This is a genomic window from Halalkalibacter alkaliphilus, assembly GCF_023555415.1.
GTDB classification, from domain to species: Bacteria; Bacillota; Bacilli; order Bacillales; family Bacillaceae_D; genus Halalkalibacter; species Halalkalibacter alkaliphilus.
Genome location: NZ_JAKRYL010000004.1, coordinates 159666 through 180580, shown reverse-complemented (window position 1 = coordinate 180580; position 20915 = coordinate 159666). Strand labels below are relative to the sequence as shown.

Below are 20915 nucleotides of genomic sequence, written 5' to 3'. Positions count from 1 at the left end.
AAAAGTCCTCCATCTTTTGTTTATTCAAATATATGCGGACAAGGGGGCAACATGAACACAAATCATAAAGATTACGTTTTAACATTAATCGTATTTTCGTTTATACTTGGAAATAAAAAACGTCAGGATTAATAAAAAATCCTAACGTCTTGGCTACTATGATGACGCACCTGATTTTTGAACGGTCCGTCCCCATTCCTTCTTGATTTTTTCCTCATTCAGCTCGATTCCAATAAGAACTACGTAAGGGTCTCCAGTGTAAGATGAGCGCTCCCAATTTACTCGTTTCATGACATGCTGCATCAGGTATGTACCATCGCCTAGAGATATATACCCTTTTGCACGCAGAAGATTCGACTTCCACTTCTTGAGAAATGTTTCAATATCAGTTGTGCTGGTTGGTGAGGATAGTTTCAGTGTAATGCTATTAATACGAGAATAAGAGTGATTGTGGTGACCGTGATGCTTATGATGATCGTGTGGTTCCCCTTTAATTCGAACCTTTATGGTATGTTTAGGAGTCTTTAGTTGATTAAAAAGTGGATGTAAATCGATATTACTATAAGTGGAGAAGAAAACTCTCGATGTTGAATTTTGTTTTAGTAAGACCTTGTATATTTTTTGCTTTTTTGATTCTGACACTAAATCGGTTTTATTTACAATGAGTAAATCGGCCACTTCTATTTGTCTCCTAGTTGTTTGCACTAATTCACGATCCGACTCAAACAAACTATTGTAAGAAAGAATATGTTCAGCATCAATTAACGTAATGACTTTTTCTAAATACACAATATTAATTAATGCTGGTTCTGTTAAAGAATCAGCAACTTCTTCTGGATTTGCAACACCCGTTAATTCAATAAAAATAACATCAGGCTTCAATGCGATAAGCTTTTCCATACTCTGAACCACTTCACTTTTTTTATTACAGCAAATGCATCCATCTAACAGCTTTTCTATCATTTTACTTTTACTAGAAAGGCTTTCACCATCTGTATCTGTTTTGCCTATTTCATTCATCAAAACAGCAGCAGATAGATTTCTCCGAGAACACTCTTGAAGTAGTCGCTCTAACAGTGATGTCTTTCCACTTCCTAAAAACCCACTCAATACAAATACCGGTATTTTAGACAACTTTTCAACCTCCTATTTACTTACGATCTAATTATACTTACAATCAAAAATCGTAATTATTACTATTTAAGAGTTTTTTTAGTGTTCTTAATTAGCTGTCATTAAGGTCCATTCTCTTTACAATATATCCTTATATATTTCGCTTTGCGTTGCCCCTCTTTGATAAAGGTATTTTCCTTTATATGGGTCAGCTTCTTCATTTACTTCAGCAAAAACGAGTTGACAGATTCTGCGGCCAAGCGTGAGTTCAATCGGAAGGCGATTAGAATTAAAAAGTTCCAGAGTAATTTGGCCACTAAAGCCAGGGTCGACCCATCCTGCGTTTTGAATAAATAAGCCAAGACGACCTATTGAGCTTCTCCCCTCTACAAAAGCCGTTACATTGTTTGGCAAACTAATCGTTTCAACAGTGGTTGCTAATAAAAAAGTTTGTGGTGGCAAGATTATTTTTTTATTATTAGGAATGATCTCACGGTAAGCAACAGACTTATCAAGTGTTATCAAACTTTCTTTATACTCATCGATCGTCACAAAATGATTTCCTAATCGTAAATCAACAGATGCAGGCTGAATCTGCTCATTACTAAGAGGAGTGATCTCCAACTCCCTATTGTTGATCTTTGACAAAATAGACTTTCCAGATAAAATCAAATTAGTTCCCAACTTTCTTACGACTTTTGTAAGTTCCATTTGAATGGATCTTCTAACACTTCCCAATCGGTTGTAAATTCAGTATCTGTTAACAGGCAATTATCTAATTCTTTCGTTATTTCATCGATGTCAAGGTCGGTTCCTATGAACACAAGTTTTGTATGTCTGTCACCATATTCAACATCCCAATCGTTTAGTACATGAGGATTTTCCTTTAGTATTTGTTTTTGCTCTGCTTCAGGAAGGCTTGCGACCCAGTAGGAAACTGGCTCAACGGATACAGACGTTCCTGCTTGAGACATTAATAAGGCTAGATTGTTTCTCGTTGCACACCAAGCTATACCTTTGCCTCTTACAATGTTAGTTGGCATGTTGTTGACCCAGTCATGAAAGCGTACTGAGTGAAATGGTTCCCTCCTCATATAAACAAACGAAGAAATCCCATACTCTTCTGTTTCTGGAGTATGCTGCTTGTGTCCCGCTGTTAATTCACGAATCCATCCAGCTGAATTGCTAGCTTCTTCAAAATTAAACAAATGTGTATTTAGGATCTCGCTAGGATCAATCTTTGCTAGAACGGAGCGAATAATCTTTGCTTTTGGTTGCAATGTTCTTAGCACGGTTTCAAGTTTTTCTAACTCTTGCTCTGATACAAGATCACACTTATTCAATATAAGGACATCGCAAAACTCTATTTGATCAATCAGTAAATCAGCAATCTCTCTTGTATCATCCTCACCTAATGATTCTTTCCGATCGAGTAAGCTATCTCCTGATCGAAAGTCATGCCAAAAACGATTTGCATCAACAACCGTCACCATCGTATCTAAACGACAGAATTTTGTTAAATCTATATTTAATTCTTCATCTATATATGAAAACGTTTGTGCAACTGGAGTTGGTTCACTAATTCCTGTTGATTCAATGACGATGTAATCAATATTTCCTGCAAGGGCCAATTTCTTTACTTCAATTAACAAATCTTCTCTCAAGGTACAGCAAATGCACCCATTAGACATCTCCACCAACTTTTCTTCCGTTCTAGATAATTCGCCACCTTGCTTTACTAGTTCCGCATCAATGTTAATCTCACTCATGTCATTTACGATGATAGCAACTTTTAAGCCTTCACGATTTTTCAAGATATGATTTAATAAAGTTGTTTTCCCTGACCCAAGGTAGCCACTTAATACGGTTACTGGAATGATTTTATTCATAAATACCTCCTATATTCATATAAATCGTAATGATTACTATTTTCATATTCTAAACCGTGTCTATATATATTGTCAAAAGATTTTCTTAGCTATGTTTGAACTTTCTTTGCTACGGACAAGATAAAAGAAACTATATAACAAAAAGGAGGAGCGAAAATGGAACAAGAGCATCATATTCATGAAAAACATCCACACAAGCACAGTGTGGCATGTGGTCATACAAAGATAAAGCATGATGATCACATTGATTACGTACACAATGGTCACCTTCATCATGAACACAATGGACATTGGGATGAGTGTAAAATCCCTGTATCAGAAACAAACCCTGATGAGTGTGTTCCCATGAATTGTGGTTGTACTCATGATGAAGATTGTGGTCATGAGCTAGTCCCTCATGGAGATCATATGGATTATTTAGTTAATGGACGCTTGCATCACGTACATGGTGATCACTGTGACGATCATGGACCTGTAGAATTGGTAAGTGTTCAATAAAATACAAGTAATTGTGAAGCTACTTATTACCTGAACAACGACAAACAAGGGGTGATCCTAAAAGGATTTGACCTTTTAGGATCACCCCTAAGCGTGTTATTTAATTTTTTTTGATAATCCGTTCCATACATAATAGACCTCATCTGCAACCTCAGCAGCATCTTGCGCAACCCATCCAGTAAGATCTCTTACCATTCGCTCATCTTTTTGCAAAGGAACAATCCCTCTGCCAATTTCTAACATAATAAGAACGATGTCATTATCTCTTTTCTGTTCTTCTTCTTTTAATGACTGAAAAAAAGATTGCATGTTCCTTCGAATATCATTACTATTTTTTTTGCTAATTAACTTTTCAGCTAACCAGTTTTCCCACCCTTCCATTACTAACGTTGAATCTTTTTCCCATCTTACGTCCCATTTCGATACTGAATCACCATCGTATGCAGATAACCAGCTACATTTTGTCTTCATTTCTCTTACGATTTTTCTTTTCCCTGAAAAGGCACCTCCGATAATGAGTTGCATACCCATTCTCCTTTCACCCAATCTAACGACAATCTAATCCCTTGCCCATGTTTAACTGTAACTTCCCAAAAAGTATGAGACGATACCATTTTGGACACAAAATAGCGAATGACCCCTCCATGAGTCATGATTAGAATTTGTTTATTGTAATTAGCCGTATTTTCTAGTAGTTGTTGAAATAATTCATCAAAGAAAGAGTTGATTCTAGCTTTAAAACTTTCACCTGACTCTCCATTTGGTGTACTATAATGTTCCCAATTATCGAGCCAGTTTTGGTAGCTAGCAATATGTTTTAACTCTTCATAGGTTTTCCCTTCCCAATCACCAAAGTTCATTTCTCTTAATCTTGTATCAACATAAGCTGGCAACGAGAGGTTTAAATACGTCAATGTTTCTTGGCAACGACATAAATCACTAGTAAATATTTGATCAAAACTTATTTTCTGTAACTCATCTTTTAACTTTGTTAACTGGTCTAGTTCATTTATAAGTATTCCTCGGTCCGTATGGCCTAAGTACCTTTTCTCCTTATTCCAATCTGTTATCCCATGACGAACGAAATATAAGTCCATGCGATGACTAGTCCCCATAGTTCGCCTCCTTCAATAGCTGTGCCAAGTAGGTCTCCATTTGTCCCTTTGAATCGATGTATAATCCACATTCCAAACAGAACGATAAATAATAGATAAGCTGGAATGAAAAAGAGAAAGTCTTGGAAGAAAAACAAGATGAGTGCAACAGGAACACAAGCGTACAAACTATCAACCCAATTTAAGCTTTTCTTCCACTCCCAAGCTAATCCCTGTTGTTTTGCCGTTGGAAGAAAAATCATTAATATTACAGCACCTAAACGAGAAAAAGCTAAAATAAAAAGGAAAGCATAAATACCCTCCTTCGACCCGAGCAAAGCGTAAATCATCATCACTTTCCATGCCATTAAGAATACAAACGCAATAATACCAAAGCTTCCTACATGAGGGTCTTTCATAATCTCCCACTTCTTTTCAAGTGGAGCATTTGAACCTACTGCATCAGCGACATCCATCCAACCATCTAAGTGCAATCCCCCTGTGAGCCAGACCCATACAGTAAGAACAAGTAAAGTCATCATACTTATAGGAAGATATGATTCAAATGCCCATATCACGACCAGCATCACCTGGGCCAATACAATACCAACAAGAGGATAACACCGAATTGCCCATTTACTTGTTTGTTTGTTCCATGGGCACTGAAAAGGCACCGGTAACCGTGTAAGAAACTGAATGGCCAACATAAAACCAAACATCATTTGTTTCATCTTTCATCTCCCTTCCAATACATAGGGAGACCTGCAATGACTTGAATAGCATGTTCTGCTTGTTCCACAATGTTCTTATGTATCCATTGTAAAGTATAAATATATGTTTGAACTCCTTCAGAAGAATGTGGGTACCCTTCATTTACATCATTAGAGACAAATATGAGATGCAATTGTCTTTCTTTTGCCATCGTTAACCAACTGTTAACAGCCTCTTCTATTTGGCTCAAACTATAATCCAAATCAAACATGACATTGCTTAACCATATTGTTAAACAGTCAATAAGAATTACATCTTCTTTGTTACACTTTAATAGGAACGATGAGAAATCGTAGGGTTCTTCTATCGTTTCCCATTGTTTTACTCTTTCTTCTTGATGCATTCGGATGCGCTCTTGCATTTCAGCATCGCTTCTCTTCGATGTTGCTATGTAATATAAGCGTCCTTTTTTGTTTTCTTTTTGTGCCTTTTTAAAAGTTGAAACAGCTAAATGCTCAGCAGATTGACTTTTACCAGAACGAGCACCACCAGAAATAAAAGTGATCACGATTCATTTCTCCACTTCTTAAGAACAGAGATTAGCTGTTCATTTTCTTCCTTTGACCTAATCGCAATTCGTATAAACTCTCCATTAAGTCCTTTAAAATTATGAGTGTGCCTCGTTAATATTCCATGTCGTAATAAAAATTGAAATAGTTCATTGGTATTTTTCTTCTTATCCTGCAAGATATAAAAGTTAACACTTGATGGATAAATATGAAAATCCAAATCCGTTAAACTCCTAAACACATATTGAGATTGTTCCTTTAGCCATCCTTTTGTCTTCTCAACAAACGAAGTATCTTCTAGTAGTTTTGGAACAAGAGCAGCCGCCAACGAATTTACGCTCCAAGGAATTTGTTCGTCCTTTAGGGCGTTTATGATTGGTTCATTTGCCATCATATATCCAATTCTAAGTCCAGGGATTGTATACATTTTTGTTAAGGAACGTAATAAAATTAAATTAGAGTACGTTCGTAACCATTTAACAAGAGAAGGAATAGACGACGGTAGAAAATCAACAAATGCCTCGTCCACGACAATGGTCGTCCCTGTTTTTTCCCCTTCCTCTAACAACAAACGTAAATCTTCCTCTTTCACAATAGTTCCTGTTGGATTGTTAGGGCGACATAAAAAGATGACATCTGTTTTGGTCAGCTTTTCTCGAATGGATGTTAACGGCAATTGAAAACCATTTTTCGGTTCATAAAAGACATCTTCCACATCTATATGATAATGTTGACACGCTCGTTCATACTCCATAAAGGTTGGATGAACTATTAACGCTTTTCCTTTTTCAAAGTATTTCGCCACTAAAAAAATTGCTTCAGCTCCACCGTTCGTTACTAGAACCTGCCCTGCATCAATCCCTTCATAATTAGCCACAGAGACACTACTACTTAAATACGTCGGATCTGGATAATAAGTAATGGTGTCATAATGATTTCTTAATGTTTCTTTTAACCAAGATGGTGGTCCTAAAGGATTTATATTTGCACTGAAATCCAGTATTTCTCTATCTTTCTCCATTTTAAAGAGTTGTCTCATTGTTTCTGGCTGTCCACCATGATTGGGCCATTCCATGCTTTCACCTCATTTATACTATCTAATCAAATAGAGCACACACATTCCGATCAAGAAGAAAATACTCCAGCCCCCATGCATATATATAATTGATTTTTCGATATCAGACCGTACTAATTTTCTTAACGGATCTCCCATCGTAGCTCTTACCGATTTGATACCACTATAATAATTGATTCCACCTAATTGAATTCCTAATAAACCAGCTACCATTGCCTCTGACCAGCCACTGTTTGGACTAGGGTGTTTCCTTGCATCTCTCCAAGTAATTTTCCAACCTAGTTTCTTTTTCGATCCTTTGATAAAAAAAGAAGAAAGCCACATACAAAGTGCCGTGATCCTTGCAGGAAGCAAATTGACGATATCGTCAAGCTTGGCTGATGCCCGACCAAATTGCATAAACTTTTCATTTTTGTATCCAACCATCGAATCTAATGTATTAATGGCTCTATATACCATTGCTAGTGGAGCACCACCTATCATAGCCCAAAACAATGGAGCTGTAATTCCATCTACTGTATTTTCGGCTACAGTCTCAACAGTACCTCTAACCACTTCACTCTCAGACAGAGTTTGCGTATCACGTCCTACGATCATGCCAACATTTCTTCTCGCTTCATCTAAGTTTCCGGATACAAGAGGAGTAAAAACATGTAAAGCTGCTGATCGAAGTCCCTTTATAGCGATCGTTGTTGAAATAATATATATTTCTACAAGTACGCCAGCAACTGGGTGTAATTTATAAGAGAGGAAGACGATAGAGTACGTAACAGAAAAAACAACTATTATTACTGTTACTGTTAGTACATACCCTTTCCGTACTCGATTTTCCCCTTTATTCCAGCTAGCTTCTAGAAATGAGATTAACTTACCAATTTGAACTACAGGGTGTGGAAGCCACCGTGGATCTCCCATTAACAAATCTAGTAAAATAGCCGAAATTAAGATGATAACTAACATAAATATGGGATCATTAAACGTATTTAAAGTACCTAACATGTTAATTTCCTTTTTAATTTATTTCTTGAAAATCAGTCATTATTTTATGAATCCGGTTTATCTGTATATTTTCCCTTACAACCTTGGCTAATAAATCAAATCCTTCTTCCTTTCTCTTAGAAAAAGAAGCTCTGTGATAAATAGGTTCTAATCCTTTTGTATGCCTGATCTCGTTAAGCAACACTTCCCGGAATAAATCATTATGAAAAATGCCATGAAAGTATGTTCCGATTATTTTTTTATCCTGAGTAATTGTTCCTTCTTTTCTATTTGCTAATTGAATAAATGGTTTCCATTCCTTATCATATCGAGATTCACCCATATGAATCTCATACCCAGAAACAGGAATTTCCCACTCTCCAAAATTAACCACTCCATTAGACTGAACCGTTGTTTTTTTTAGTGTCATGGAAGTTTTCATAGATAGGAGTCCTAAGCCTTCAACTTGATTGTGTGAAGACTCCATTCCATGCTCATCCAAAATACATTGTCCAAGCATTTGATAACCACCACAAACCCCGATTACCATTGTAGCTTTTTGTGTCAAATCTAGTATCCTGTTGGCTAATCCCGACTTGTGTAAAAACATCATATCTTCAATTGTATTTTTGCTCCCAGGTAAAATAAGCAAATCAGGTTCCCCTAGTTCGCTTGCTTTTCTAACAAAACGAACATGGCAGTCGGCTTCCTCAAAAAAAGGATCGACATCGGTAAAGTTTGAAATCATTGGATATCGTATGACCGCAATATCAAGTTCTTTAGATGGATCCACTTTAGTAGAGTAAGTGCTTAATACAACTGAATCTTCCGCCTCAATCATTAAGTCATCTATGTATGGAACAACACCCAAAACAGGAAGACCCGTATATTCCTCAAACCAAGTAAGCCCTGGCTCCAATAAAGATACGTCTCCTCTAAATTTATTTATAATCACACCGATAACTCTTTTACGATCTTCTTTTGAAAGAAGTTGCAATGTTCCGACTAAACTGGCGAAAACTCCTCCCTTTTCAATATCGCCAACTAAAATCACTGGTGCATTAGCAATTTGCGCAACACGCATATTCACAAGTTCGCGGTCATTTAAATTAACCTCAGCAGGGCTGCCTGCCCCTTCAATGACAATCCGTTCATACTGATTAGACAAGCGTTCGTAAGAATCCCGGATTAAGTTTAATCCTTTTTGAAAAAAGTCTTGCCGATATGCCCCAGCTTGCATATTTTTATAAGGCTTTCCATGAACTACTATTTGAGATTGAGATTCTCCACTTGGCTTAATCAAGATTGGATTCATGTCCGTTGTCGCTTCAACACCTGCTGCTTCAGCTTGCACCCCTTGTGCACGACCAATCTCTTTTCCGCACACAGTAATATAAGAATTTAAAGCCATGTTTTGTGATTTAAAGGGGGCTGTTTTAAATCCATCTTGAGCAAATATCCGGCATAAAGCGGTAACGAGAGCGCTTTTTCCAGCATCTGAATGTGTACCTTGAATCATTAAAGGGATAGCTTTTTTATTCATGAGATTTCACTCCTGACTTGTTCCTTATTTAGAGGTAAGGTCCCTCTTTGCCTTATGTTTGCGATGGCTTCACTCGCCGTGCGCCTTTTAGGAGAAGATCGCTCCTAAATGGCTTAAAACCTTACGGCGGCTTCGCTCTTCTTGCTTGAGTTTTGCATAAAGTTAAGATATCTGTTTTTACTTAACAGTGCGAACATGTTTGCGATGGCTACACTCGCCGTGCGCCTTTTAGGAGAAGATCGCTCCTAAATGGCTTAAAACCTTACGGCGGCTTCGCTCTTCTTGCTCGGTTTCTCAACAAGCAAGGTACATGTTTTTTACATATTCGTGCGAACATGCTTGCGATGGCTACACTCGCCGTGCGCCTTTTAGGAGAAGATCGCTCCTAAAAGGCTTAAAACATTACGGCGGCTTCGCTCATCGCTTCGAGTTTATACAAAAAGGGAAGGTCGCCCTTTTTGTATAAACTCTAAAATTCTATTCCTTTCACGGCTGGGATGCCTTCGTTGTAGTAGTGTTTTTCGGGTTCAATAACGGAGACGAGGTCCGCCAGCTCTTTAATTTCTTGCTTGGCACTTCTTCCTGTTATAACAAGGTGAACGTGTGAAGGTTTGTTTTCGATCAAGTCAATCACTTCACTATATGGTAAGACATCATCGATCGGAAATTTGTCAATGGCTAAAGCATTGTTTAATTCATCTAAAATAACTAAGTCATACTCCCCACTCATAACGGCTTCTTTTGCTTTGGGCCATGCTTTTCTTAAGGCTTCTCTATGTTCTTCTGGGGTTTTTGTCCATGTAAATCCTATCCCCAGTTGAACCATCTCAACACCCAACTTTTCAAGAGCAATTTGTTCCCCATACGTCCTCTCTGGTGATTTAATAAATTGTAAGATTTTCACCTTAAACCCTCTACCAATTCCTCTTAATGCTAACCCTAAAGCTGAAGTTGTTTTTCCTTTCCCGTTCCCAGTATATACAAGAGTTAAGCCTTGTCGTTTTTGTGATTCTTTACTCATGTTAACCTCCTATTATTATAAAAGTTAGAAAGATTATTCTTTTTCTGAAATACCAGCTGAACTAAAAGTAGCCATTTCTTTTAGCATTAATGTGGCTGATTGAACAATGGGAAAGGCAATGGCTGCCCCAGTGCCTTCTCCTAATCTCAGTCCTAAATTTAAAATTGGTTTCTTTCCTAATAATGTAATGGCTGCCTCATGCCCTGGCTCTACTGATTGATGGGTAACGATCATATAATCAACCACTTGCTTTGAGATCGCTTGAGCAATTAATGCGGCAGTTGTACAAATAAACCCATCTACAAGAACCGGTATTCGATTCTCAGCTGCAGCAAGCATGGCCCCTGTCATTCCAGCTATTTCAAGCCCTCCTACTTTGGCCAAAACATCTATAGGATCATCTGGATTTGGATCGCGCTGTCGTAATGCTTGTTTAATAACTTGAACTTTATGTAAGTATTGTTCCGATGAGATACCTGTCCCATGACCAACTAATGAATTCACATCTTTGTTACTTAGTACAGCTAACACCGCACTACTAGCTGTTGTGTTTCCTATCCCCATCTCACCAAGAATGAGACACTGTACTCCTCTTTTGACCATCTCTAACGCTTGAGAATAGCCTACTTCGATTGCCGCTTCTGCTTCTTCTCGACTCATGGCATCTTCCTGAGAAAAATTAGCTGTTCCGTAACGAATTTTTTTATTTACAAGACTGGTATGTTCAATGTCTGTAGTAACCCCTATGTCGATAATTTCAAGCATTGCGTCTATTTGTCTACTAAAGACATTAATAGCGGCACCACCACTTAAAAAGTTTCGAACCATCTGTTCTGTAACAGCCTGCGGGTATGCAGACACACCTTCAGCTGTAATCCCATGATCTGCAGCAAAAACGAGAACCCCTGGCTTAGTCACACTTGGAAAGTTCTCATTCTTCATTTCTGCAAGTTGTATTACTAATTCTTCCAATCTACCAAGACTTCCAACCGGTTTCGTTAAAGTGTTGATATATTCATATACCCGTTTTCCGATATCTTTGTTTAGCTCTGGAATCCGATATTTTTTCATACTCTTTTTCTCCTAATTAGCTGTATTTTCTAAACATTTTTCAATCCACTTCTCAACCATGTCTAGACACGATGCGAAATGAAAATGAGTGTAACCCGCCACTAGATTGTGTGTTACATAACCTTCCTTTTTCGCCCCACGCATGCCTTTTGTTTCATAAGCATATGGGATATCTTCTATTGCACTTTGAAAGGACGAATAATGGAATTCATGTCCTTTGGCTATCTGCTTTCCGAGTAGGTAATTATTGTTTTGCCCAGTGATCTCCCTGTAGCCGAGTGCAGCTAATTTGGATTGCATCTGGACATATCCTGGGATGACTCCTACCATTTCATGCTTCGTCTTTTCAGTCGTTTCAATCGCTTCTGTTAAATACATGAACCCCCCGCATTCAGCGAGTGTAGGCAAGCCATTTTCAATGGCAACTTTTATTGAACTTTTTGATTTAGTATTTTTAGCTAGGTCACGAGCAAATTCTTCAGGAAACCCTCCGCCAATATATAATCCATCTACTTTTTCTGGCAGCGGTTCGTCGGCTAACGGAGAAAAATAAACAATTTCTGCTCCATGAGCTTCCAAGATTTCTAGATTCTCAGGGTAATAGAAATTAAACGCTGCATCTTTTGCTACCGCAATCGTAACGAGTGGCTTCCGCTTTCGTTCGAAAAGAGAAGAACTTTCCTTTCGTGTTAGTGGCTCCGCTTTAGATAACTCAAGAAGTTTGTCGATATCAATGGTTTCAAGAATCAACTCTCCTAATTTATCAAAAAAAGGATCAAGTTCTCCTCTTTCAATAGAAGGAATAAGTCCTAGGTGACGCTCTGGGATTTCAATATCAAGCTCTCGTTTTAAGTAGCCGATAACTAGAACCTGACATTCTTGCTCTATTGCAGCCTTTACTAACTGAAAGTGACCTTCGCTCCCCACTTTATTGGCGATAACCCCGACAATATTAGGCCCTTCTGCTAATAATTGAAACCCTTTTACAATAGCCGCTGCACTTCTGGCCATACTTGCACAATTTACTACTAGCAAGACTGGGCTTTCCGTTATCATACTAATCTCAGCCGTACTACCTTCGTTTGTTTTTGGATTCTTCCCATCAAAAAAACCCATAACGCCTTCTATAATGGAAATGTCAGCCCCTTGACTGCCATGGGCAAAAATGTCCAACACACTATCTTGCGAAAGCATCCAACTATCTAAGTTACGGGACGGGCGGTTTGTCACAGCTGTGTGATAGGAAGGATCTATGTAATCTGGGCCACACTTAAATCCCTGAACCGTTAATCCTTGCTTTTTTAAAGCTGACATTAAACCAATTGTCAGTGTTGTTTTACCAACCCCACTTCCGGTCCCCGCAATCACAATTCTTCGGTTTGATGACAAAGTCAATTCCCCCTTCTAAAATTCTTCAATGTGCAAAATCGACATTAATTTTTGACTCTTTCTAAATACTTTCTTATCGCTTTAAGCGTTGCATCGTATACCATTTGCCCAATACCTTTTCCAACATCCGTACCAGACCCAGCATATGGTGTCTGTTTTCCATTCTGTGTTAGTGCTAAGAGTAGTGCATCGGTTGATGTTCCTGTAGCAATAGTATTAGAATCAGGGTCTTTTATTTGAAGTTCCTGCAAGGCCTTTACTTTAGCTTCTGTTGCAGACATATATCCATTTACAAGGGCACCGTCTGAGAAATTTGCATCGACAAAAACCATTGTATTAATTGTTCCGACTTGTGTCTTTCGCCTTTTCTTTGCTTCTGTCGTAATATCAACGGCATTTCCTACTCCAGCTGTAACGATAACTAGCATAGCAATTCCTTCTATTACTTTTTCTATCACAACCATATCCTTTAGCTTTACAGCCGTCATCATCCCAACAGCTTGTTCGTAAGGAATATCGTGAATTTCCATCCACATCCGTATATCCTGTTTAGGATGAGAGCAATTATAATTTTTCTTAACATGGAAATTACAAAAGTGGTTTACCCATTGTATGCCTTCACCTATCACACCGTTTGATATCGTCCGTAGCGGCTTATCAAATTGAACATGAATGTACTGATCATTTTGCTCAATTTTATATAAATCTTTAAAATAGAAAGGTTCTTCGTGTAATGAGTGGTTGGGTGTCATTAATAGCTGGGGTTTGGGTACAGTTGGGTGAGACTGCGTGTTCACCTCCACCTCATAAACTTTCTTTAATTGACCTTCTTTTCGTAATGTATTGACACCCCCGACATCAAGAAAAGCTCCATTATGAAGCAAAGCCATTCTGTCCGCGTAAAGTGAAGCTACATTTAAATCATGTAATATAGCAAAGATTGTTAATCCCATTGATTGTTGACGCTCTTTTAAGAGATCGAGCATTTGAAACGTATGTTTAATATCAAGATGATTTGTAGGCTCATCTAAAAGCAGCAGTTCTGGTTCTTGTGCTAACGCTTTTGCTAACAAGACCCTTTGTTTTTCACCACCACTTATCATTCGAAATTGCGTTTTTCGATAATGGCTGACTTTCGTTATTTCCATTACTTCCTTAATGACTTGCCAATCCTTTTTTGATAATTGCTTTAATACCCCCTTCTGGTGCGGGTAACGGCCAAGACTGATAATCTCTTCAACTGTGAAATCAAAAGAGACATGAACTTCTTGTGATAGAACGGCTACTTTTTTTGCTTTTTCAAGCTTAGAGAAGGAAGAAATAGGTTTTCCGGATAAAAGAATTTCTCCTTTTTTTATTGGCAGTTGTCCAGTTATTAATTTAAACAAGGTTGTTTTCCCACTACCATTTGGTCCGAGCAATGCGAAGAACTCTCCCTGTTCAATCTCTAAATGTACCCCATTAATAATAGTGGTATTTGCGTAGCCTCCTACTAAATCTTCAATCTTAATCACTCCTATCCCCCCTCCCTATTCTTTCTCTGATTAATAATATTGCAAATACTGGTGCCCCTATTAGAGCTGTAATTACCCCAATTGGGAGTTCTTTTGGAGCTATTATCGTTCTAGCAACTAAGTCTGCGAGTATTAGAAATGATCCTCCCGCTAGAATGGATAACGGAAGTACATGCCTGTGATTAGGACCTGTTAAAAGACGAACTAAATGAGGGATGACAAGACCAACAAATCCTATAGATCCGGAAACGGCAACAGCTGCTCCCGTTAATAATGAAGCTCCAATTAAGATATAGGTCTTTCCTTTTTTTACATCGACTCCTATGTGATCTGCGGCGTTTTCTCCTAAAGCTAATGCATTTAGCTCCCTATAATGAATAAGCAGAATAAATGACCCAATTAACATAAAAGGAATAATCAGTTGTACATGGCTCCATCCTCTCATCCCAACACTTCCATATAACCAATAAATGATTTGTGTCATAGCATCTCTGTCGCCTAAGGAAATGATTAAAGAGGTAACAGCCCCAATAAAAGCACTAATAATAATTCCCGCCAGGATGATTGTTTCAATTGCCAAACTTCGGCTACTTAACCGAACGAGACCAAATACAACAAGCAATGTAACAAATCCACTGACTATTGCAACAACCGGCAACGTAAAACTTCCTAAACCTACAATTGTCACTTGAAAGAACAAAACCGATACGGCTCCTAAGGCTGCTCCTGATGAGACACCAATTGTATATGGATCAGCAAGTGGATTACGCAAAAGCCCTTGAAAAGCTGCACCAGCTAAACCAAGTGAGGCACCTACGCAAAACGCAAGGAGAACCCTTGGCAATCGAATATTCCAAATAATCATTTCCTCATTTCTTGGAACGTCCGCAAGCCATCCTAGATTCAAACTATTATCTAACACAATATGTAAAATTGTAGGGATAGGAATAGTCACACTGCTTACTAATAAGCCAAGGAGGGTTGTACCAAGTACAAACCCTCCGCTTACTATATATAACCAAACAACTTTATTTCTTAAATACTTCTGGGTAAATGAGTTCTGCAAGTGTCTCCACTCCTTCGATTAAACGAGGACCAGGTCTGGTTACTGTATCATTATCAACATCAAATACTTGTTCATTTTGAACAGCAGGTACCTCAGCCCATCCATCACGTGCAAGAACGTCACCGCTAGGATTATCTACATAATAACCGTACGTAGTAATAATGACATCTGGATTTAACTGAACAATTTCTTCTTCTGTTAAACTAACCCAGCCTTCATGATCCTCCGCTGCATTCACTGCTTGGATGGACTCAAGCATCTCGTGCATAAATGTATTTTGTCCTGTTGTAAAAATATCAGGAGCTGGTGAAACTTCAACCCAAACTTTTTTCTTATCTGTGATAGATTCTTCTGCTTGTTCTTTAATGGCTTCATGACGCTCTTTCATATCAGAAATGATTTCTTCTGCTGCAGTCTGACTTCCAGTTGCTGTAGCGATCATATCAATCTTGTTATATACATCTTCAAAAGATGAAGCACTTCCAACGACTACGACATTAATACCAGCTTCTTCAAATTGCTCAAGAATTTCTGGATGCGTGTTGTAATGATAATCCGTTACGAGAGCAATATCTGGCAATAGAGTTAGAATAAGTTCTGCATTCATATCTTGTGCGCCAACTTTATCAATGTCTAGAGCTTCCGCTGGGTAATTACAATAATCAGATACTCCAATAACTTTATCTCCTAATCCTAATGCAAAAGAAACCTCTGTATTACTAGCTTGAATCGAAACAATCGTTTCAGGTTCTGATTCAATTGTTACTTCTCGGTCGGCATCATCAACAAACGTTACAGGAAAGAGCTCTTCACTCTCTCCTTCAGCCACTTGCTCTTCTTGATCTGCATTCACATCACCTTGAGTATTTTGCTCTGTTGTTCCACAGCCTGTAATAATAGCCATCGTAAACAATAGTACAAGACCTACAAGACCCCACTTTTTCAAAAATTCACTATTCATTTCTCTTTCCCCCTTTAATTTTGAGCACAAAAAAACGCTATTCCCAATGGAAAAAGCGTGAATGTAAAAGGCACGTATGTAGTAGTCTTACAAAAACATAATACTACTCAAGTAAGTAAAATACCTGTGCTTTTAAACATTCCTTTCCTCGAGGAAGCTTAATATTACAAATAGGCAGGTCTCCTGACTTACGAATCATCGTAGGTTATCCTTCCCATGTGATTGACACACAGTGGATTTTAGTTAACCATCCTCATCGCTTACAGTGGCGGGACCGTGTTGGATTTACACCAACTTCCCTCTTAGTCTTGAATGTCAGAAAACCTGAACATTCAAGAAACCTATTTATCTAATATTCATTTTTTGTTCTAGAAGTTATTATAATAAAGTTCTCATGTCTTGTAAATTACTTATTTATTTTGTCGTAATTGCTTCAAAGACTTTCATTCTCTCCCCATTTATTTTTATAAATGAGAGGATTCAACTTTTTTCTATCTTCCCATTTTGACGTTTCAAGGATTGGTTTATCTGGATATTCATCGGTATAACCAATTGTTAAAAGCGCGACAGGATCAATGTGTGGCGGGATCTCTAGTATATCGCGAACATCTTGTTTTTTATAAAAACTAACCCAACCTAGTGCCAATCCTTCAACACATGCAGCTAACCACATATTTTGAATGGCACAAGCAGTAGACAGTTGATCTGTTTCAGGAATAGAATTGCGTCCTAAGACATGAGACCCTCCTCTAGTCGGGTCACACGTTACACAAATTGTTAAGGGAGATTCTTTAATCCCTTCAATTTTCAAATTTAAGAAATGAGATTGTTTCGCTTCTTGTTCTTCATAATGAATTGCAAGAGCTCGTCTCTCTTTATCTGCTGCCCAGGCAAGACGCTCTTTCACTGCTTGAGACGTAATCATAATAAAATTCCATGGTTGCATGAATCCTACTGACGGAGCATGGTGCGCCGCATTAAGTAGGTTATAAATTGATTCTTCAGGAATTGGCGTTGGTTGAAATGTTCGAATATCTCGTCTTTTATAAATGACTTTATACAATGCTTTCTTTTCTTCTTCAGTAAACATTTGGTTCCTCCAGATCGTCTATTTCGTTACAGCCATTCTTAATTATAGAGCCAATTTTAATATGAATCTAGTTAAGTCCTCCGTTTAAACAATAAAAATGCACCCCTATCCATATTCAATAGAGTCCACTGAAAAAGGTACGGTTTTGACCTTTTTCAGTGGACTTTAAGCAATGAGCGGAACCGTTGCTTTGTCTTAAAGCCTGCTATGAGTGGGTTTCTCATAGCAGGCGCGCAACGTGTGGAGCCATTGCTACTTCCTCGAATCCGCTAAAAAGGACTTTTTCAGTGCCCTCTATTCAATATATAGAGGATACCTGCTTTTGTTTGAAGTTGCTTCCATGCCTACGGGTCATAGGTAGAAAAGTTCTTTAATAAACCTGACACAGAAATTATTCGACAAAATTAAGTCTTCTATTTACAAAGTAACAAAAGAAGGATAAAATACAAATCGTAATTATTACTATTTATTTCGAGGAATAACTCTTTTGTACCATAACTAACAATTAATGTTTAAAAGGAGAATTTATATAATGAAAAAGGTTCCAGTTACTGTATTAAGTGGTTATTTAGGTTCGGGAAAAACGACATTATTAAACCATATCCTAACGAATCGCGAAGGGCTAAGAGTTGCTGTTATTGTCAATGACATGAGCGAAGTGAACATTGATGCTAAGCTTGTGAAAAATAATGGATTTTCTAGAACAGAGGAAAAACTAGTAGAACTTCAAAACGGCTGTATTTGCTGTACTCTGCGCGAAGACCTTATGCAAGAGGTAGAACGAATTGTTGACACGGGCGATATAGATTATATCGTTATTGAATCTTCTGGAATTAGTGAGCCTGTCCCTGTTGCACAAACATTTACGTATATTGATGAAGAGCTAGGGATCGACTTAACGAAAAAGTGTAAGCTTGATACAATGGTGACGGTTGTAGATGCGAACCGCTTTTGGGATGATTATGCATCAGGCGAAACGCTACTTGATCGTAAAGAAGGGACAGATGAATCTGACACACGTGAAATTTCAGATCTACTAGTCGATCAAATTGAGTTTGCCGATGTGATTATTGTCAATAAGATTGAGATGTTAAAAGAAGTAGATAAAAATGAGTTACTAGAGTTCATAAGAAAATTAAATGCAGATGCTGATATTATTCCAACTTCATACTCTAAGGTAGAATTGTCTTCTATATTAAATACAGGTAAATTTGATTTTGATACAGTGAGTCAATCTGCTGGATGGATTAAGGAATTAAATGAAGAACATACGCCAGAAACAGAGGAATATGGTGTCTCCTCATTCGTTTACCGAAGCAGAAAACCATTCCACCCAGAGCGCTTAATGAACTGGCTAGAAAATTGGCCGGTTGATGTGGTACGAGCAAAAGGATTCATTTGGGTTGCTTCACGTAATTCTATGGCTGGATTGATTTCGCAATCAGGGTCTTTAGTTACCATTCAAGGGGCTGGAGAGTGGGTTGCCGCCTATCCTGAAGAAGAGAGAGAGCAAGCCCTCCTTGAGGAACCTGAGTTACAAGAAAAGTGGGACCCGGAATTTGGAGATCGAATGACCGAACTAGTATTAATTGGTGTTGATATGAACCATGAAGAAATTCGCGATTCCCTTGACCATTGTTTATTAACAGATATTGAGATGGATTCAGATTGGACTAAACTGCACGATCCGCTTCCTCAATATGTAGAAGCATAAAAGATCATTTTACTTGAAAATAAAGCTGTTAATCTTAACAGCTTTATTTTTATTAAAATTGTACAATATATACAGTCATTTTTCGTTTCGAAAATTTCTTCAACTGTACCATTTACAATTTTATAATACACTTTTTTATAATTTTTTCGAAACTTTCTTAACTATTTCCCCACTTTTTTCAACACCTAAAACTGTTCCTTTAGTTGGTTCAAACGCTCTCCCATTAAATACATGACTAACCTTGTCTTCTAATAAACTCCCTGTCATTAATGATTCAATAAATTGCGGAGCAGCGTTACTAGACATTTCCTTGTACCAAATCCCATCAGGGTAAGTAATTAGGACACATTTATCTTGACATCGACCATTACAAAGCGTTCTTGATGTATGAATCATAGAATCTAAGCCTTTAGAACTTATCTCGTTTCTAATAGACTGTGTTAATTGTTCTGCTCCTTCTTTATTGCAGCTACTTCCATTGCAAATAAGAATGTGATGTTGTGTATCAGACAAATTCCATGTAGCCATTTCTTCAGCTCCTTTTTGGTTTTTATCATAATTATTATTAATAATAGGTATCATTACGTTTTACATTTCGTAATGATATCTTAATCTAGGAGTTTCACTTATCGTGCCCTCCTTTAAAAAGAGTCGAGTTTATTCGAACATACTATTTTGGCTTGTAACTTTCTTAACCCCTTTTCAAGATCAACACGGTCTATGTCTTCTCCAATAAAAACAAGTACAGGATCATACTTCTTGTCCAATGCATATCGCTCCAAAACAGGCTCACCGTAAGCATAATTAAATAAAAATAGACCCGGAGTCTCTTTTAAATAAATAAATCCTTTTGCTCTAAACAGTTGTCCTTTCATTCTCTCTAACCAATGCAAAAATTGAATGCGGTCAATGGCTTGATTAACGGGAAATGAAACAGTTCTTAAATGTAAATGATTGTGAACATGTGAATTATGATTGTCGTCAACAAACTTTGTACTAGATACTTCTTGTGTTTGACCTTTTACATCTAGGAATGAAGGGTTCCATTTTGCAAACGAAACAATTGAAATAATAGCTTGATCATTGATTTCCTTGATACTTTCTTTTATTAGACTCAGCACACTCTCTTCCACTTGATCCTTTTTATTTATTAGAACGATATCAGCATACTTAACCTGTTCAACCATAAACTTTTTTAGCTTAATACTCATCTTCTTTTCATACCATTGCTTGGCATTCACAACAGTAATTACTGCTTTCACATTTACTTTACTAGCTAAAATTGGATGTGTACATGCATCAATTACCTCTATGGGATGGGCGGCCCCCGTTGATTCAATGTAAATAACATCTAATTCATGTTCTTCTATAAGTAAGTTCAATTGTAAACTTAACTCTCCCTGAATCGTACAGCATATACATCCATTAAGCATTTCTTTTAAAGGGGTATCGCTTGGAATGATGGCTGAGTCTATGCTAATTTCGCCTAACTCATTCATTAATACTCCAATACGCCTTCCTTTCTTTCTTTCTAATTGAATCAATTCTTTCAACAACGTGCTTTTTCCACTACCTAAAAAGCCACTTAAAATAAAAATATCTACTGATTGTTTATTCAT

21 protein-coding genes and 1 riboswitch are annotated in these 20915 nt (G+C 37.6%); of the genes, 2 read left to right on the top strand and 19 right to left on the bottom strand.

Annotated elements, in window-relative coordinates:
• Positions 1-156 precede the first annotated feature (156 nt).
• From MF646_RS05530 to MF646_RS05520, 3 genes are all read right to left on the bottom strand, one after another.
• Positions 157-1134, bottom strand: coding sequence for a CobW family GTP-binding protein (locus MF646_RS05530; protein WP_250095494.1), 978 nt, complete (start codon positions 1132-1134; stop codon positions 157-159).
• A gap of 117 nt (positions 1135-1251) precedes the next feature.
• On the bottom strand, positions 1252-1785 hold the full coding sequence (gene dcd / locus MF646_RS05525; RefSeq protein WP_250095590.1) for a dCTP deaminase: 534 nt from the start codon (positions 1783-1785) through the stop codon (positions 1252-1254).
• 17 nt (positions 1786-1802) lie between these two features.
• Positions 1803-3002: a GTP-binding protein gene (locus tag MF646_RS05520; RefSeq protein ID WP_250095493.1), complete on the bottom strand. Its 1200-nt coding sequence runs from the start codon at positions 3000-3002 to the stop codon at positions 1803-1805.
• 156 nt (positions 3003-3158) lie between these two features.
• Here MF646_RS05520 and MF646_RS05515 point away from each other — a divergent pair, with 156 nt between their 5' ends.
• A complete protein-coding gene (locus MF646_RS05515) occupies positions 3159-3500 on the top strand; it encodes a hypothetical protein (RefSeq protein ID WP_250095492.1) in 342 nt (113 codons plus the stop codon).
• Positions 3501-3596: 96 nt separating this feature from the next.
• Here the strand turns inward: MF646_RS05515 and MF646_RS05510 are convergent, their stop codons facing one another.
• From MF646_RS05510 to bluB, 14 genes are all read right to left on the bottom strand, one after another.
• Positions 3597-4025: a bifunctional adenosylcobinamide kinase/adenosylcobinamide-phosphate guanylyltransferase gene (locus tag MF646_RS05510; protein ID WP_250095491.1), complete on the bottom strand. Its 429-nt coding sequence runs from the start codon at positions 4023-4025 to the stop codon at positions 3597-3599.
• The gene (locus MF646_RS05505) at positions 3977-4615 is read right to left on the bottom strand and encodes a histidine phosphatase family protein (protein WP_250095490.1); all 639 of its coding nucleotides are present in this window, start codon (positions 4613-4615) and stop codon (positions 3977-3979) included. Before MF646_RS05505 ends, MF646_RS05510 begins: the two co-directional genes overlap by 49 nt.
• Positions 4567-5325, bottom strand: a complete 759-nt coding sequence (locus MF646_RS05500; protein ID WP_250095489.1) for an adenosylcobinamide-GDP ribazoletransferase — start codon at positions 5323-5325, stop codon at positions 4567-4569. Before MF646_RS05500 ends, MF646_RS05505 begins: the two co-directional genes overlap by 49 nt.
• Complete coding sequence (locus MF646_RS05495; protein ID WP_250095488.1) at positions 5322-5873, bottom strand: bifunctional adenosylcobinamide kinase/adenosylcobinamide-phosphate guanylyltransferase; 552 nt, start codon at positions 5871-5873, stop codon at positions 5322-5324. The genes MF646_RS05500 and MF646_RS05495 overlap by 4 nt, the downstream gene beginning before the upstream one ends.
• On the bottom strand, positions 5870-6949 hold the full coding sequence (cobD, locus tag MF646_RS05490) for a threonine-phosphate decarboxylase CobD (protein WP_250095487.1): 1080 nt from the start codon (positions 6947-6949) through the stop codon (positions 5870-5872). The genes MF646_RS05495 and cobD overlap by 4 nt, the downstream gene beginning before the upstream one ends.
• A gap of 18 nt (positions 6950-6967) precedes the next feature.
• Positions 6968-7948, bottom strand: a complete 981-nt coding sequence (cbiB, locus tag MF646_RS05485; RefSeq protein WP_250095486.1) for an adenosylcobinamide-phosphate synthase CbiB — start codon at positions 7946-7948, stop codon at positions 6968-6970.
• Between the two features lie 13 nt (positions 7949-7961).
• Positions 7962-9470 (bottom strand): cobyric acid synthase, encoded by a 1509-nt coding sequence (locus MF646_RS05480; RefSeq protein ID WP_250095485.1) that lies wholly within the window; start codon positions 9468-9470, stop codon positions 7962-7964.
• Positions 9471-9939: 469 nt separating this feature from the next.
• A complete protein-coding gene (gene cobO / locus MF646_RS05475) occupies positions 9940-10491 on the bottom strand; it encodes a cob(I)yrinic acid a,c-diamide adenosyltransferase (RefSeq protein WP_250095484.1) in 552 nt (183 codons plus the stop codon).
• A 33-nt stretch (positions 10492-10524) separates the two neighbouring features.
• Positions 10525-11562, bottom strand: coding sequence for a nicotinate-nucleotide--dimethylbenzimidazole phosphoribosyltransferase (gene cobT / locus MF646_RS05470; RefSeq protein ID WP_250095483.1), 1038 nt, complete (start codon positions 11560-11562; stop codon positions 10525-10527).
• 12 nt (positions 11563-11574) lie between these two features.
• On the bottom strand, positions 11575-12951 hold the full coding sequence (locus MF646_RS05465) for a cobyrinic acid a,c-diamide synthase CobB (RefSeq protein ID WP_250095482.1): 1377 nt from the start codon (positions 12949-12951) through the stop codon (positions 11575-11577).
• A gap of 44 nt (positions 12952-12995) precedes the next feature.
• The gene (locus MF646_RS05460) at positions 12996-14465 is read right to left on the bottom strand and encodes an adenosylcobinamide amidohydrolase (protein WP_250095481.1); all 1470 of its coding nucleotides are present in this window, start codon (positions 14463-14465) and stop codon (positions 12996-12998) included.
• Entirely contained in the window at positions 14458-15531 is a 1074-nt protein-coding gene (locus MF646_RS05455; RefSeq protein WP_250095480.1) for a FecCD family ABC transporter permease, read from the bottom strand. Before MF646_RS05455 ends, MF646_RS05460 begins: the two co-directional genes overlap by 8 nt.
• A complete protein-coding gene (locus tag MF646_RS05450) occupies positions 15494-16492 on the bottom strand; it encodes an ABC transporter substrate-binding protein (RefSeq protein ID WP_250095479.1) in 999 nt (332 codons plus the stop codon). Before MF646_RS05450 ends, MF646_RS05455 begins: the two co-directional genes overlap by 38 nt.
• Before the next feature lie 156 nt (positions 16493-16648).
• Positions 16649-16847, bottom strand: a riboswitch (cobalamin riboswitch).
• Between the two features lie 78 nt (positions 16848-16925).
• The gene (gene bluB / locus MF646_RS05445) at positions 16926-17582 is read right to left on the bottom strand and encodes a 5,6-dimethylbenzimidazole synthase (RefSeq protein WP_250095478.1); all 657 of its coding nucleotides are present in this window, start codon (positions 17580-17582) and stop codon (positions 16926-16928) included.
• A gap of 532 nt (positions 17583-18114) precedes the next feature.
• Here bluB and MF646_RS05440 point away from each other — a divergent pair.
• On the top strand, positions 18115-19296 hold the full coding sequence (locus MF646_RS05440) for a GTP-binding protein (RefSeq protein WP_250095477.1): 1182 nt from the start codon (positions 18115-18117) through the stop codon (positions 19294-19296).
• Between the two features lie 135 nt (positions 19297-19431).
• Here the strand turns inward: MF646_RS05440 and MF646_RS05435 are convergent, their stop codons facing one another.
• Both MF646_RS05435 and MF646_RS05430 read right to left on the bottom strand, forming a co-directional pair.
• On the bottom strand, positions 19432-19824 hold the full coding sequence (locus MF646_RS05435; RefSeq protein WP_250095476.1) for a (2Fe-2S) ferredoxin domain-containing protein: 393 nt from the start codon (positions 19822-19824) through the stop codon (positions 19432-19434).
• Positions 19825-19937: 113 nt separating this feature from the next.
• Positions 19938-20915 carry a CobW family GTP-binding protein gene (locus MF646_RS05430; protein WP_250095475.1) on the bottom strand — a complete coding sequence of 326 codons (978 nt, stop codon included), beginning with the start codon at positions 20913-20915 and terminating at the stop codon, positions 19938-19940.

What these genes read in the sequence shown, in the direction of transcription:
- MF646_RS05520 (WP_250095493.1), bottom strand. Translation starts at nt 3,002, where the DNA reads ATGAATAAAATCATTCCAGTAACCGTATTAAGTGGCTACCTTGGGTCA.
- MF646_RS05515 (WP_250095492.1), top strand. Translation starts at nt 3,159, where the DNA reads ATGGAACAAGAGCATCATATTCATGAAAAACATCCACACAAGCACAGT.
- MF646_RS05510 (WP_250095491.1), bottom strand. Translation starts at nt 4,025, where the DNA reads ATGCAACTCATTATCGGAGGTGCCTTTTCAGGGAAAAGAAAAATCGTA.
- MF646_RS05505 (WP_250095490.1), bottom strand. Translation starts at nt 4,615, where the DNA reads ATGGGGACTAGTCATCGCATGGACTTATATTTCGTTCGTCATGGGATA.
- MF646_RS05500 (WP_250095489.1), bottom strand. Translation starts at nt 5,325, where the DNA reads ATGAAACAAATGATGTTTGGTTTTATGTTGGCCATTCAGTTTCTTACA.
- cobD (WP_250095487.1), bottom strand. Translation starts at nt 6,949, where the DNA reads ATGGAATGGCCCAATCATGGTGGACAGCCAGAAACAATGAGACAACTC.
- cbiB (WP_250095486.1), bottom strand. Translation starts at nt 7,948, where the DNA reads ATGTTAGGTACTTTAAATACGTTTAATGATCCCATATTTATGTTAGTT.
- MF646_RS05480 (WP_250095485.1), bottom strand. Translation starts at nt 9,470, where the DNA reads ATGAATAAAAAAGCTATCCCTTTAATGATTCAAGGTACACATTCAGAT.
- cobO (WP_250095484.1), bottom strand. Translation starts at nt 10,491, where the DNA reads ATGAGTAAAGAATCACAAAAACGACAAGGCTTAACTCTTGTATATACT.
- cobT (WP_250095483.1), bottom strand. Translation starts at nt 11,562, where the DNA reads ATGAAAAAATATCGGATTCCAGAGCTAAACAAAGATATCGGAAAACGG.
- MF646_RS05450 (WP_250095479.1), bottom strand. Translation starts at nt 16,492, where the DNA reads ATGAATAGTGAATTTTTGAAAAAGTGGGGTCTTGTAGGTCTTGTACTA.
- bluB (WP_250095478.1), bottom strand. Translation starts at nt 17,582, where the DNA reads ATGTTTACTGAAGAAGAAAAGAAAGCATTGTATAAAGTCATTTATAAA.
- MF646_RS05440 (WP_250095477.1), top strand. Translation starts at nt 18,115, where the DNA reads ATGAAAAAGGTTCCAGTTACTGTATTAAGTGGTTATTTAGGTTCGGGA.
- MF646_RS05435 (WP_250095476.1), bottom strand. Translation starts at nt 19,824, where the DNA reads ATGGCTACATGGAATTTGTCTGATACACAACATCACATTCTTATTTGC.
- MF646_RS05430 (WP_250095475.1), bottom strand. Translation starts at nt 20,915, where the DNA reads ATGAATAAACAATCAGTAGATATTTTTATTTTAAGTGGCTTTTTAGGT.